This window comes from Novosphingobium sp. HNCC26BN242 (genome assembly GCF_057180525.1).
On record NZ_JBXUGM010000002.1, the window covers coordinates 338,679 to 352,224 of the forward strand.

Sequence of the window (13,546 nt, forward strand, 5' to 3'; positions counted from 1 at the left end):
GATTTCGGGAACCGAATCCCGGTTGCACCGTCCTTCCCTCAGTAAAGCTCCAACGGGGGGTAAATCACGGGGGCACAACGTGATGAACAAAGGATTCGCATGACCATCCGCACCATCCTCGTCGATGATGAGAAACTGGCTATTCAGGGCCTCCAGCTGCGCCTTCAGGCCTTCCCCGATGTCGAAGTGATCGACACGTGCTCGAACGGGCGCGAAGCGATCCGCAAGATCAAGACCGAAAAGCCCGATCTGGTGTTCTGCGATATCCAGATGCCCGGCTTCGATGGCTTTTCGGTGGTCAAAGGCGTGATGGAGATCGATCCGCCGCTATTCGTTTTCGTCACCGCCTATTCCGAACACGCGATCAAGGCGTTCGAGGCGAACGCGGTCGACTATCTGCTCAAGCCAGTGGACGAAGACCGCCTTGCCGACGCGCTTGACCGCGCGCGCACCCGCCTTTCCGAAAAGCGCGGACGCGAAGAGGCCGACAAGCTGAAAAGCGTGCTGGCCGAAGTCGCCCCCGGCGCGATGCCAGAAATGGACGACGAGGAGGAACACGCCGCAGGCCGCTTTGAAAAGCTGATCAATATCAAGGATCGCGGCAAAATTTTCCGCGTCGATGTCGACACGATCGAACGGATCGAGGCCGCAGGCGATTACATGTGCATCTACACCGGCGACAATTCGCTGATCCTGCGCGAAACAATGAAAGACCTCGAACGCCGCCTTGATCCCCGCGTGTTTCAGCGCGTTCACCGCTCCAAGATCGTCAATCTCGATCAGGTCCGTCAGGTAAAGCCCCACACCAACGGCGAATGCTTCCTGGTGCTGGAATCGGGCGCAGAAGTAAAAGTCTCGCGCTCCTACCGCGATGTGGTGGCCCGCTTCGTTCACTGATCCTGCTTTCGGCGCAGCCGTTTAAAGGGTTTCACGCAGAGACGCGGAGAAAAAAGAAAGACGCGGAGCATGCAGCGCAACATCCTCTGCGTCTCTTTTTCTTCTCCGCGTCTCTGCGCGAACCATTCTTCTGAAGGCCTTCGGCACAATACCCCTCGTGTCACCCCCTACCCTAACACCCCTACTCTTTGCACAACCCCGCTCATGCTGAGCTTGTCGAAGCATACCAGAGCCGTTAGCGGCAAATATGCGTCCTTCGACAGGCTCAGGACGAGCGGAGTGGTTTGATGTCCGAGTTCTCCATCCCCGGCTTCGATTTGCCCGGCTTCGTCGCCTCGACGCTGGCCGAGGATCTGGGCGAAGGTCTGCCCGGCGGCGGGCATGACGTAACCTCGGAAAGCGTGATCCCGGCAGACGCGCGTTTTACCGGCGTCATGGACAGCCGCGATGCGATCACCGTTTGCGGGTTGCCGATTGCCGCGGCGTTCTTCCGCGCGCTTGATCCCGAAATAAAGATCGAAATTCTCGCCGAGGAAGGCGCAAGGGTCACCCCCGGCACCCCGCTCATGCGCCTTGAAGGCAATGCCCGCGCGATGCTGACGGCAGAGCGCAGCGCGCTCAACACTGTGCAACACCTCTCGGGCGTCGCCACGCTGACCCGGCAGTATGTCGATGCGATGGGCAATGTGAAAGCCCGCCTACTCGATACCCGCAAGACTATCCCCGGCCTGCGCCACCTCGAAAAATACGCCGTGCGCACCGGCGGCGGGAGCAATCACCGCATGGGCCTGTGGGATGCGGCCATGATCAAGGACAACCACGTCCTTGTCGCAGGTGGCGTAGCCGAAGCCGTGCACCGCGCGCTGGCCGCTGGCGTGAAGGACGTGATCTGCGAAGTCGACCACATCGACCAGATCGAACCCGCGCTGGCAGCCGGAGCCACACGCCTGCTGCTCGACAACATGGGGCCTGATCTATTGCGTCAGGCCGTCGCGCTGGTCGCAGGCCGCGTGCCATGCGAAGCTTCGGGCGGAGTGCGGCTCGATACGATCGGTGCCATCGCCGCCTCCGGCGTGGACTACGTATCGGTCGGCCGCCTCACGCAAAGCGCGCCAGCCGCCGACATCGGTCTCGACTTCACGCCGCTGGACTGAAAGAACGGCTTGATGACCAATCCCCGCCCCACCACGATCCGCCTGTTCGAACAAGGCGTAATCCTCAGCCAGCTTATCCGCATCGCCAATGTCGCCGCCCACCTTGGTGCCATGGCTGCAGCGCTTGATGCGCCACCCTTGCAGATCATGATCGGCCCCTTTGCCAATGCGCTAATCGCCATCGGCCTGGCCTTGGTGATTGCGCGCGGCGGCTTTGCCATGGCCCGCTGGTTCCTCTCGGTCGTCATCGCACTTGATGTGGTGGGCCTTGCCGGGATCCCGGTGGCTGCCACGATGATCGGCATGCCCTTTGCTATCGTCTCGGCTATCGCGATTCTGCTGATGCTGGCCGCTGGCGTGCTGATGTGGCTGCCCGCATCCAGCGCATGGCTAGCCGCGCGCAAGGAGGGCTGATTGCGATGCGCAGTGTTCTGAGCATCCTTCTCCTCGCGCTCGCGTCTCCGGCTTTGGCGCAAGGCTGGCAATGCGAAGCCCCGCCGCAGCTTAGCGTGCCGCCGCTGCCCGAACCAGACGCTCCGCCACGCGTCACGCCGATCACAAGCTATACGCTTGCCGCCAGCTGGTCCCCTGAATTCTGCCGCACGCGCAAGGCCGATCCGCGCCATGCCACGCAATGTTCGGGCAAGCAGGGCCGCTTTGGCTTCATCCTCCACGGCCTCTGGCCAGACGGGAAGGGCGGCAAATACCCGCAATATTGTCCCTCGCGCCGCCTGCCCGATGCACAAGTGCTGCGCCGCAATTTCTGCACCACGCCGTCGGCTGATCTGATGCTGCACGAATGGGCCAAGCACGGCACTTGCATGAGCGCTGATCCTGCCGCCTATTTCGACAAAGGCCGCACGCTGTTCCAGACGCTGCAATTCCCCGACATGGCGCGCCTTTCCCGCACCGAAGGGCTGGACGCGGGCAAAGTCCGCCAGGCCATGGCACTGGCCAACCCGCGCCTGAAACCAGACATGTTCCGCCTGCTGCTGGGCCGCGACGGCTGGCTGCGCGAAGTCCACGTCTGCTATTCGCGCACCTTCAAACCCATGCGCTGCCCCACCGGCAGCGGCCCGCCCAACACGGTGCCGGTCAAGATCTGGCGGTCGTTTTAGGCCAAGTCCCTATTCTCCCAAATCAGGTCCCCCCGTCTCGTCATCCCGGGCTTGACCCGGGATCCCGCTGCCTTCTTGACCAAAGCTGAAACCGCAACAAAGCGGGACCCCGGGTCAAGCCCGGGGCGACGAAAGAAAGAGGAGGAATGTCGCCCCCCAAAACCCGCTCATGCTGAGCTTGTCGAAGCATGCTCACGCAACGGCGGCACCCTTCGAAAAGCTCAGGGCGAACGGGTTTGAAGCGGAAAGCGTGGCCTTACCGCCGCTCGCGAAAAAACCCCCGCAGCAGGTCCGCCGCCTCAGACTCGCCCATGCCCGAATAGACCTCGGGCCGATGCAGACAGGTCGGCTGATCAAACACCCGCGCGCCGTGCTCCACAGCCCCGCCCTTGGCATCACCCGCTGCGTAATAGACCCGCGCAATCCGCGCATGCACGATGGCGCCTGCACACATCGCGCACGGCTCAAGGCTGACCCACAAGTCGCACCCCTCAAGCCGCTCCTGCCCCAAAACCGCCGCCGCAGCGCGAATCGCCAGCACTTCGGCATGGGCAGTGGGATCGCACAGCGCGCGCGGCTGGTTATGCGCCGCAGCAATCACCACACCGTCCTTGACCACCACCGCGCCAATCGGCACTTCGCCTGCATCGCCTGCGCGGGCGGCTTGTTCCAGCGCCATGCGCATCGGTTCGGGCAGGGGCCAGCGTGTCATGCCAAAAGCCATACCTGCCGCATTGTCGCTTTCAAACGCCGAATCCTTGACTTCGCCCGGTGAATCGATAAGAGCCGCGCCTTCCTGATAGAGTTTATCGAACACAAGCGAGTTTTAGCCATGTCGCGTATCTGCGAACTGACCGGTAAGGGCCGCCAAGTCGGTCACAACGTAAGCCACGCCAACAACAAGACCAAGCGTCTGTTCCTGCCCAACCTGCAGAACGTCACGCTGATGAGCGAGAAGCTGGACCGCAGCTTCAAGTTCCGCGTTTCGACGCATGGTCTGCGTTCGGTGGAACACAACGGTGGCCTTGATAACTGGCTGCTCAAGCAGGCCGACACCAAGCTTTCGTCGCGCGCCCTCAAGGTAAAGCGCGATCTGGTGAAGGCGAACGCCGCCTAATCAGCTTTCCCGCAAGGGAGATAGCCAAGGCCCCCTTTCCCGCGCGGAATGGGGGCTTTTGCTATGCGCTGTTTCAGCGCGGCCCGCCTGAATGTGGCAGGCTTTGCAGATCAAACCGCAACTGCAGCAGCAACGTTTCCTGAAACGCCGAATCATTGGCATCGGATATCAGCCACAGCGCCAGATCGCGCGGATTGGCACCAGGCATCAAGGCCATGCCCTCCCAGTTTTCGCGGATGGGCGAGCCGTCAAGGCGCGCCACCTCTTGCGTGGGCAAAGGCCGCTTGGGATCGAGCGCCGCGAAATCAGCCAGCACGATCCGCGCTTCGAAGTGAGGCGGGAACAGGACCAGCCGTCGCGCCAGGATCAGGACGCGCCCATCGGGCAGGGTTGCTGCATCCACCGGATCGAAGCCCGGTGGCATGATCAGCCCAAACTTTTGCGCCTTCGTCTGGCCGGGATGGCCGCGAAAGATCAGACCAAGGTGCAGGCCGCCCTTGCCCCCGCCGCACGCTTCGCACAGCATGATCCAGCGCCCGTCGGTCAGCCGCGCCATCGCCTCGGCCCCACCATTGCGCGGCCAATCGCGCAGTTCGGGCACGGGGAAAAAGCGCGCCTGCCCAGTGCGCATGTCGGCGCGGACCACGTGGAAGGCATCTTCCAGCCCCAACCACACCGCACCGTCCTTGTCACGCACGGCCGATTCGGGATCGTAACCCAGATAGTACCCCCGGCCGATGCTGCGCACGATCAGGCGCGGGATCGCCGTCTCTTGCCAGCCGGTCCTGACCGGCAGATTGATCTGCAGCGTCCGGTTGCGGTCACTGATCGCGCGCAGGCCCGTCCCGTCCCGGCGCAGCACCAGCGCGGAATAGCCTCCAAACCGCCGGTCAGCCCCCTTCAGGCGCCACATCGCCACCGGTGCGAATGGCCCCAAAGCTTGGCGTTCCGACGCGCCGATGCGGGCTGTCACATCTTCGATGCGCATCCGGTTATCATAATGGCGCGGATCAAACCTTGGCGCGGACCAGCCGAGCCAGAGCAATGGAAAAAGCAGGAAAACAAGGCCGAGCCATCTGCGCACGCGTTTGCGTTGGCAGATTGGCCTGCCCGGTCAACCACCAACGACGCGCTGCAACAAAAAGGCGCGCGCGCAACCTCAGGCGGGTTGGAACTTCAGCGACAGCCCATTGATGCAATAGCGCAGGCCCGTAGGCGCAGGGCCATCATCAAACACATGGCCCAGATGCCCGCCGCACTGGTTACAATGCACTTCGGTGCGCGTCATGCCCAGCGACCGGTCAATCGTGCTGCCCACAACCTTGGGCAGCGGCTTCCAGAAACTGGGCCAGCCGGTGCCGCTTTCATATTTGGTGGAGGACGCAAACAACGGCGTGCCATCGGCCGCGCACACGAACACGCCCTTGCGCTTTTCCTTGTTCAACGGAGAGGTAAAGGGCCGCTCGGTCCCCTCCTCGCGCAGGATGTGGAACCGTTCGGCCCCCAGCAACCGCCGCCACTCGGCCTCGCTCTTCATGATCGGGAAGGTGCCCTTGGCCGCAGGCTTGGCGCTGCAGGCCGAAGCCAGCGGCATGACCGCGCCCGCGCCTAGCAAGGCGATGAAGCGGCGGCGATCGGAGGCGAAGCGGTTCATCATAAACCTCAGGTGTCCTGCTGACAGGCCGGGAGGCGAAACCTCGGGGGGGCGGTGGCCCACCAGCAGGACACGGCCCATTCTAGGCCCGTCCTACCCCGGCAATGGTGACGCAGGTCATAGCATACCAACCTGTCTGCCAGATGACTCCCGAATCTTACCGCTTTTCGAGTATGACTTCCAGCTTGCGGAACCCATGCACGAAGTTGGCGCGCACCCGCTCCACCTCACCTGCCACACGCACCCGCATCCGCCGCTCGTGCATTTCCTCCAGCAAGATGCGCAATTGCAGTTCAGCCAGCCGCGCCCCCACGCAGCGGTGTACGCCATAGCCGAACGACAAGTGCCGCCGCGCATTGGGCCGATCCACGATCAGCTTGTCCGGGTTCTCGAACACGGTCTCGTCACGGTTGGCCGAAAGATACCAGAGCACCAGCTTGTCGCCCGCCTTGATCTCCTGCCCGAACAGGTCCGCATCCGCCGTGGCCGTGCGGCGCATGTGCGCCAGCGGCGTGACGAAACGCAGGCATTCCTGCACCGCATTGGGGATCAGCGAAGGATCACGCTCGAGCAGATCACGCTGATCCGGGAACTGGTCAAGCGCGTGGACGATGCCCGACATGGTGTTGCGCGTGGTATCGTTGCCGCCCACGATCAGCAGCACCAGATTGCCCATGAATTCCTGCGGGCTCATGTGGTTCATGGCCTCGGAATGGATCATCATCGAGATCAGGTCGCCGGTTGGCTCAGACCGCATCCGCTCGCCCCACAGCCGCTGGAAATAGTGCGCCATTTCGCCCAGAAAGCTGAAGCGCATGTCCGAAAGCTCACGCGCCAGGATCAGCTCCACATCCCCCGCCCAGTCTGACCAGAAGGTCAGGAGCCGCCGGTCCTGCCACGGAAAGCCGAACAGCAGCGCCAGCATGCCGGTGGTCAACTCGATCGAAACCTTGTCCACCCAGTCGAACTTTTCGCCCCACGGCAGCGAATCAAGCACTTCACCAGTCCGCTTGCGGATTTCGGCTTCCATTTCGGCCATCTTGCCCGGCGTGAAGGCCGGGGCAACCGTGCGGCGCTGGCCAGTATGTTCGGGCCGGTCCATCGCGATGAACATCGGCAATTGGCGTTCGGCCAGCAGCGCAGGATCGGTGTCAGCGGGCGGATCGCCGATGGTGATCCCGCCGTATTTCCACGATGACGAGAACAGCTCGGGCAGCGCCTCCACATGGCTCACCGCCTTGTGGTTCACCACGTTCCAGTACGCACCATAGGGTGATTCGGGCACGAAGTTCACCGGCGCATCTGCGCGCATCTGGGCGAAGATCGGCTGCCAACGATCCTCGACATAGATGTCCGAACGGCTCACATCCCACGGGTGCGTATGCGGCGGAAAGGCTTGCGGATTGTCACGCAACCATGCGGAAAAAGCCTCAATCGCGGTGGGCGAACTGCGATAGGCAAACTGCGGCGCTTCGGGGGAAAGCTGCGTGGCCATGGTCATCCTCTCTCACGGGCCGCACCTTCGCGCGCGGTCCTCGTCACAATGACAAGCTGCCACAACCTACACCAATGTCAATAAGCCTTTGCACGCCTGAAGACGCGCGCCCACACGCTCCTGCTCCCGGTGGCCGGGCCGGATTTCATCACCGTCCGCCGGAACAGCTGTGCCCCACTGCGCACGATCACGATCACCCACAACGCCTGCCAGCCCAGCGCCGCCACATGCGGCCAGACTTGCGGGTCCTGCGCCGCGCGCGCCAGCATCGCATAAGGCGAGCTTACCGGGAATATGATCGAGGCCCATTCCACCCAGGTGCCGGGCGATGACAGCGCGTAGCTCGAAAAGAAGAACACCATCAGCTGGAACATCGACACCGGCATCGACAGCGTCTGAACTTCGCGCACCGTTGTCGCCATGCCGCCGATGGACAGGAACAGCGATCCCATCAGCAGATAGGCCATCGTGAAATAGAGAAAACCCAGCGTCAGGAACAAGGGCCACCCCACCGCCGGAACCGACATCACCGGCAGCGCCCTGCCGCCTGCCAGCACAATCGCCCCGCCCACGCCGCCCCACACCGCAATGCCGACAAGGCTGACGGCCAGCATCGCAAACAGCTTGCCCATGAACATCGCGTCCATCGGGATGGCGGCGGCCAGCACTTCGATGATCTTGTTGGCCTTTTCCTCCACCAGGTTGGACAGCACCATGCCCGCCAGCAACATCGTCAGCAGGAACAGCACCACTTGCGATCCTTGCGCGGTGAAGATCTGCCCGGTCTTCACTTTGGCAACAGACGTGGCGACTTCCGCCACCGCCACTTCGGGATAGGCCGTCGGCGTGGCCGATTTCGCCCGCGCGGCAAGGTTCGATACGATCCCCACCCACTGCCGCGCCCGTTCGCGCGGAGCGGTCATCAGCGGAGCCTCCAGCGTGCCACTCACCACGGCGGACACCGGCGTATCGCCATTGGCCAGCGCCGCGCGCGCATCGAATTCCTCGCCCGGCTTCACATCCTGCAGCACCACGATATCGGGAATGAAGCCCGGCACGCGCCCTTGCAATTCGTCCCGCGCGGCCAGCAAGGCGCGCGAATCCTCAGCGCTCATCGCAAGACCAATCGTTGGCCGATCGACATTCTGCTGCACTTTGCCGCCGATGCTTCCGGCAAGGCCACCGACCAGCACCGGGAAAATCGGCCCGATCAGGAAGAAGATGAACGTCTTGGAAAAGACCACCGCCACAAAATCACGCCGCGCGATCACCAGCATGGCCTGCAGCTTGTCGCCAAACATGCTCATTTTGCGTCTCCCGGGCTTTCTTCAAGCGCCTTGGCCGCAGCCTCTCCGGCAATGGCGACGAAAGCATCGTGCAAACCGGCGCGTTCGATGGAAAGGCTCAGAATCCCCGCATCCCCTTCAATCAGCGCGCGCAGCAGCGGCTCCACCCCGGTTTCAGGCAGCGAGAAATACCAGAATGATCCTTCGTGCCGCGCATCAGCGGGAAGCGCTACGCGCCAAGCCCCATCCTGCGCGCGCGTTTCCAGCCGCACTTGCGGGCGCAACCGGTCGCGCGCCAGATCGACCGGCCCGGCAAACGGCACTTTGCCCCCTGCGATGATCGCCACCTGATCGCAAAGCCGCTCGGCATGGGCGATAACATGGGTGGAGAAAATCACCGTCGTGCCCTTTGCCGCCAGATCGCGGATCATCCGCTCCAGCTTGCCCTGATTGAGCGCGTCGAGGCCGGAAAACGGCTCATCCAGCACCACCAGATCGGGTTCGTGCACCAGCGTGCCCAGCAATTGCACGGTCTGCGCCATGCCCTTGGACATCTGCCGGATCTGCCGGTCTGCGGCATAGCCCAGCCCATGCGCCTCCAGCATCTCGCGCCCCTTGCGCCGCCCTTCTTTCAAGGACATCCCGCGCAGCGCGGCCAGAAATCCGATGGCCTCATAGGCCTTCATCGCCGGATAAAGCCCACGCTCTTCCGGCAGATAGCCAATGCGCCGCGCCACATCGGTGGGCCGTTCCGCCCCCAGCACCCGGCGATAGCCCTGATCGGGATCGATGATGCCCAGCAGCATGCGCAGCGTGGTGGTCTTCCCCGCACCATTCGGCCCCAGAATGCCGTAGATCGCGCCCTTGGGCACCGAAATGTCCACGCCATCAACAGCCGTAAAGCCATCGAACCGCTTCACCAACCCGCGCGCTTCGATAGCGAGCTCCACGCCCGTCAGGTCAACCGCATTGCCTGACACAGGCCATTCCCCTAGCTCGATCTTCATACGTCATGGCATTAACGATAGGCGATGAACGAGCGAGGCAGCAAGTTTGGTTAACGGCACGGCAAAAAGTCTGGAAGACCGGCTGAAGGCCGAAGCTGCGCGCCTTGGCTTCGCCGCCTGCGGCATCGCGCCTGCCGCCGACGATCCCGTGCGCGCGAAACGCCTAGAACAATGGCTGGGCGACGGCCATCACGGCACGATGGAATGGATGGAAACCCGCCTCCACCACCGGCGCGGCCCGCAATCGCTGTGGCCGCAGGCGCAAAGCGTGATTGCGCTGGGCATGAGCTATGCCCCCGCCGCCGACCCCCGCGCGCTGGAAGCCCACCCGGACCGCGCGCGCATTTCGGTCTATGCCCAAGGCGGCGATTATCACGATGTGGTGAAGCGCAACCTGAAGGCGCTGGCCCGCTGGATCGTGGCGGACCAACCGGGCGCAGAAGTCAAAGTCTTCGTCGATACCGCCCCGGTGATGGAAAAGCCGCTGGGCGAACTGGCTGGCATCGGCTGGCAGGGCAAACACACCAATCTCGTCAGTCGCACCCACGGCTCATGGCTCTTCCTCGGCGCAATCTACACCACGCTTGAGCTTTGCCCTGACCAACCCCACGCAGACCGCTGCGGCACCTGCACCGCCTGCCAGGTGGCCTGCCCGACAGACGCCTTTCCCGCACCCTACCGATTGGATGCGCGCCGCTGCATTTCCTACCTGACCATCGAACACAAAGGCCCGATCCCGCACGAATTTCGCGCCGCAATAGGCAACCGTATCTATGGCTGCGACGATTGCCTTGCCGCTTGCCCGTGGAACAGTTTTGCCGCTGCCGCACAGGCCAACCGTGCCTTTCTGCCCCGCGCGGAACTGGCCGCACCGAAGCTAGCCGAATTGCTGGCCCTTGATGATGCCACGTTCCGTGCCGTGTTCAGCGGTTCCCCCATCAAGCGCATCGGGCGCAATCGCTGGGTTCGCAATTGCCTTTATGCCGCAGGCAACAGCAACGATCCGGCCCTGATCCCGGCGGTGCAGGCCCTCCTTGCCGATCCCGATCCGGTGGTGGCCGAAGCCGCGCAATGGGCAGCAGACCGGCTGGCAGGCGCGCTTCCTCGCAAGCCCGCTTGCCCCACCGCTGCCACCGCGCCATGACTTTGGGCATGACCGCCGTTCACCGCTTCACCCTGCCCTCCGGCCTGCAGATGGCCTATCGCCACCTCGCAGGCACCGGCCCTGCAATCGTGTTCCTGCCCGGATACATGTCCGACATGGCGGGCAGCAAGGCGCAAGCTGTGCTGGAATGGGCGGAGCAACGGGGCCGCGCCTGCCTGCTGCTCGATTACACCGGCTGCGGGCAAAGCGAGGGCGACTTTGCCGATGGCCGCCTGTCGCAATGGCGAAACGAGGTGGTGGCGCTGATCGACCACCTTGGCATCGAGGCCGTGCAACTGGTCGGCTCCAGCATGGGCGGCTGGCTTATGATGCTAATCGCGCAAAGCTTGGGGGCCCGCGCCAAAGCCTTGATCGGCATCGCGCCCGCGCCTGATTTCACCGAATGGGGCCTGTCACAATCGCAACGCATCGCGCTTGCCGCCGGACGGACGATCTACGAGGACAATCCTTACGGGCCAAACCCCACGCCAACCCACGCCGGGTTCTTTTCCGATGCCGAACGCCACCGCCAACTGGGCGGGGAAATTGCCTTCGATGGTCCGGTGCGGCTGCTGCATGGGCAGGCCGATGCCGATGTGCCGTGGGAAATCTCCTTGCGGCTGGCCCGCGCCTTGCGTTCAGCCGATGTGCAGGTCCACCTGCTCAAGGACGGCGATCACCGTCTTTCGCGCCCCGCCGACATTGCGCTGCTGCTGCGCGAGCTGGCCGATCTTGAAGGATAAGACCCGCATGTTCGATCTGCCTACTCCCCTGTTTGCAATGGAACAGGCGCAGGAAATGTCCCTCATGCAGATCGGCCCCGCCACCATTCCGATGCGCCCGTCCGACCTGCCAATCCCGCGCCGCCGGACCCCAGAGCAACAGCGTGAAACAGAGCGCGAAGCGGGTTTGGAGCGGCCCGATCTGCCCGAACAAGACCGTTTGGCCGATTGCTTGGCCAAGGCGCGGACCAATCCCGATGCTGCGCTGGTCGAAGCACAGACCTGGCTGGGAGAAAGCCGCGATACCGGCCAGCAAGTGCGCGCCAACCAGTGCCTCGGCATGGTGCGTTCGGGCATGGGCGATTTCGAAGGTGCGCTTGAGGCTTTTGCCCAAGCCGTGGCAGGCGTGCCTCAACCGCAGCAAGTGGCCGCCGTTCCGCTGATGGCGATGGCCGGGAACGCGGCCCTTGCAGGGGGAAAGGCCGAAGCCGCGCTTGGCTGGTTCGACCGGGCGCTGACGGTAAAGGACTATGCCGATGCACTGGCGCTTGGTGCGATCCAGATCGACCGCTCACGCGCGCTGGTGGCGCTGTCCCGCAATGCCGAGGCTGACGCTGCGCTGGTCGAAGCGCACCGCCTTGCCCCGGAAGACGGCGAAGGCTGGCTGCTTTCGGCCACGCTGGCCCGGCGCATGGACGATCTGCCCCGCGCCCAAAGAGACATTGAAATGGCAGCAAAATATGCCCCGCGCGATCCGCTGGTGGGGATCGAAGCGGGCGTCATCGCCGTGCTTTCAGGCCGGGATGAGGCTGCGCGCAAATCGTGGGAATCGGTTGTGGCGATGGACCCGAACGGCGAGGCGGGAAAGGTTGCAAAAGGCTACCTTGAACAGCTTGGGGCCGCCCCTACATCAAGTGCTTCTGCAACAACCGAAAAGCCCGCGCCATGAAACTCTCCATCCTCGATCTGGTAAGCGTGGTCGAAGGTGGTACGGCACGACAGGCGCTCGGCAATTCTGCGGCCGCCGCCCGCGTGGCCGAAGAATCCGGCTTCCTGCGCTATTGGGTGGCCGAACATCACGGGATGGAAGGCCTTGCCGGGGCCGCCACATCCGTGGCGCTCGCGCATATCGGGCAAGGCACGTCGCGCATTCGCATCGGCGCGGGCGGGATCATGCTGCCCAACCACAATCCTCTTGTTATCGCAGAACAATTCGGCACGCTCGATGCGCTCTATCCGGGCCGCGTTGACCTGGGGCTGGGCCGCGCGCCGGGGGCCGACCAGCGCATCATGCGCGCGCTGCACAAGGACACGAACCGCGCGGCGGAGGACTTTCCGCAAGACGTCGTGGAACTGCGCGCCCTGTTCGCAGGCGATCCACGCGTGCCGCTTCAGGCTTATCCGGCGAGCGGCGCAAAGGTGCAGATGTGGATTCTGGGATCGAGCCTGTTCGGCGCGCAACTGGCGGCGATGCTCGGCATGCCCTATGCCTTCGCCTCGCACTTTGCGCCCGATCAACTTGATTCCGCACTGAAAATCTACCGCGAACGGTTCCAGCCATCCGAGGAACTGGACGCTCCCTATTGCGCCGCTGCGATCAACGTGGTGGCTGCCGATACCGATGAGGAGGCGCAATTGCTCGCCTCGTCGATGGATCAGGCGTTCGTCGCGCTGCGCACCGGCAATCCGGGCAAGCTCAAGCCGCCGGTGCCCGGCTATCGCGACTCACTTCCGCCGCAAGCCCACGCCATGCTGGAGCATGTGCGGCAAGTGAGCGCGACCGGATCGGTGGAGACGGTGCGGGCCGGTCTGGCCGCATTTGCCGAGCGTACGGGCGCGGACGAAATTATTGTTGCTGCATCAATTTTTGATCAAAAGGCGCGGCTGAAATCCATCGCGCTGACTGCACAGGCCGCGCGTGAAATGGTGGATTCCTGAAGTGCACCTAGATG

General features: G+C 63.5%; 15 protein-coding genes. 9 read left to right on the forward strand and 6 right to left on the reverse strand.

The window, feature by feature from the left end:
• The first annotated feature begins 99 nt into the window (after nucleotides 1-99).
• The 4 genes from AC2A1F_RS09225 (at nucleotide 100) to AC2A1F_RS09240 (ending at nucleotide 3,169) form a co-directional block, all read left to right on the forward strand.
• The gene (locus AC2A1F_RS09225) at nucleotides 100-897 is read left to right on the forward strand and encodes a LytR/AlgR family response regulator transcription factor (protein ID WP_292629493.1); all 798 of its coding nucleotides are present in this window, start codon (nucleotides 100-102) and stop codon (nucleotides 895-897) included.
• A gap of 287 nt (nucleotides 898-1,184) precedes the next feature.
• Nucleotides 1,185-2,051 carry a carboxylating nicotinate-nucleotide diphosphorylase gene (gene nadC / locus AC2A1F_RS09230; RefSeq protein ID WP_484208470.1) on the forward strand — a complete coding sequence of 289 codons (867 nt, stop codon included), beginning with the start codon at nucleotides 1,185-1,187 and terminating at the stop codon, nucleotides 2,049-2,051.
• 12 nt (nucleotides 2,052-2,063) lie between these two features.
• Nucleotides 2,064-2,465: a hypothetical protein gene (locus tag AC2A1F_RS09235; RefSeq protein ID WP_484208471.1), complete on the forward strand. Its 402-nt coding sequence runs from the start codon at nucleotides 2,064-2,066 to the stop codon at nucleotides 2,463-2,465.
• Between the two features lie 5 nt (nucleotides 2,466-2,470).
• Complete coding sequence (locus AC2A1F_RS09240) at nucleotides 2,471-3,169, forward strand: ribonuclease T2 (RefSeq protein WP_484208472.1); 699 nt, start codon at nucleotides 2,471-2,473, stop codon at nucleotides 3,167-3,169.
• 256 nt (nucleotides 3,170-3,425) lie between these two features.
• On the opposite strand, the gene AC2A1F_RS09245 is transcribed toward AC2A1F_RS09240, so the two are convergent.
• The gene (locus tag AC2A1F_RS09245) at nucleotides 3,426-3,881 is read right to left on the reverse strand and encodes a nucleoside deaminase (RefSeq protein WP_484209014.1); all 456 of its coding nucleotides are present in this window, start codon (nucleotides 3,879-3,881) and stop codon (nucleotides 3,426-3,428) included.
• A 120-nt stretch (nucleotides 3,882-4,001) separates the two neighbouring features.
• Here AC2A1F_RS09245 and rpmB point away from each other — a divergent pair, with 120 nt between their 5' ends.
• Nucleotides 4,002-4,286: a 50S ribosomal protein L28 gene (gene rpmB / locus AC2A1F_RS09250; protein WP_292629497.1), complete on the forward strand. Its 285-nt coding sequence runs from the start codon at nucleotides 4,002-4,004 to the stop codon at nucleotides 4,284-4,286.
• A gap of 73 nt (nucleotides 4,287-4,359) precedes the next feature.
• Here rpmB and AC2A1F_RS09255 read toward each other — a convergent pair whose 3' ends face one another.
• From AC2A1F_RS09255 to AC2A1F_RS09275, 5 genes are all read right to left on the reverse strand, one after another.
• Nucleotides 4,360-5,370, reverse strand: coding sequence for an esterase-like activity of phytase family protein (locus AC2A1F_RS09255; protein ID WP_484208473.1), 1,011 nt, complete (start codon nucleotides 5,368-5,370; stop codon nucleotides 4,360-4,362).
• Nucleotides 5,371-5,445: 75 nt separating this feature from the next.
• A complete protein-coding gene (msrB, locus tag AC2A1F_RS09260) occupies nucleotides 5,446-5,940 on the reverse strand; it encodes a peptide-methionine (R)-S-oxide reductase MsrB (RefSeq protein WP_484208474.1) in 495 nt (164 codons plus the stop codon).
• 157 nt (nucleotides 5,941-6,097) lie between these two features.
• The gene (locus AC2A1F_RS09265; protein ID WP_484208475.1) at nucleotides 6,098-7,435 is read right to left on the reverse strand and encodes a cytochrome P450; all 1,338 of its coding nucleotides are present in this window, start codon (nucleotides 7,433-7,435) and stop codon (nucleotides 6,098-6,100) included.
• Between the two features lie 77 nt (nucleotides 7,436-7,512).
• Nucleotides 7,513-8,742, reverse strand: a complete 1,230-nt coding sequence (locus AC2A1F_RS09270; RefSeq protein WP_484208476.1) for an ABC transporter permease — start codon at nucleotides 8,740-8,742, stop codon at nucleotides 7,513-7,515.
• On the reverse strand, nucleotides 8,739-9,728 hold the full coding sequence (locus AC2A1F_RS09275; protein ID WP_484208477.1) for an ABC transporter ATP-binding protein: 990 nt from the start codon (nucleotides 9,726-9,728) through the stop codon (nucleotides 8,739-8,741). The genes AC2A1F_RS09270 and AC2A1F_RS09275 overlap by 4 nt, the downstream gene beginning before the upstream one ends.
• A gap of 70 nt (nucleotides 9,729-9,798) precedes the next feature.
• Here AC2A1F_RS09275 and queG point away from each other — a divergent pair, with 70 nt between their 5' ends.
• From queG to AC2A1F_RS09295, 4 genes are read left to right on the forward strand one after another with little or no spacing between them, the layout of a single operon-like run.
• Nucleotides 9,799-10,872, forward strand: a complete 1,074-nt coding sequence (gene queG, locus AC2A1F_RS09280; protein WP_484209015.1) for a tRNA epoxyqueuosine(34) reductase QueG — start codon at nucleotides 9,799-9,801, stop codon at nucleotides 10,870-10,872.
• Nucleotides 10,873-10,880: 8 nt separating this feature from the next.
• Nucleotides 10,881-11,615, forward strand: coding sequence for an alpha/beta fold hydrolase (locus AC2A1F_RS09285; RefSeq protein ID WP_484208478.1), 735 nt, complete (start codon nucleotides 10,881-10,883; stop codon nucleotides 11,613-11,615).
• A complete protein-coding gene (locus tag AC2A1F_RS09290) occupies nucleotides 11,605-12,543 on the forward strand; it encodes a tetratricopeptide repeat protein (protein ID WP_484208479.1) in 939 nt (312 codons plus the stop codon). Before AC2A1F_RS09285 ends, AC2A1F_RS09290 begins: the two co-directional genes overlap by 11 nt.
• A complete protein-coding gene (locus AC2A1F_RS09295) occupies nucleotides 12,540-13,532 on the forward strand; it encodes an LLM class flavin-dependent oxidoreductase (protein WP_484208480.1) in 993 nt (330 codons plus the stop codon). The genes AC2A1F_RS09290 and AC2A1F_RS09295 overlap by 4 nt, the downstream gene beginning before the upstream one ends.
• Nucleotides 13,533-13,546 lie beyond the last annotated feature (14 nt).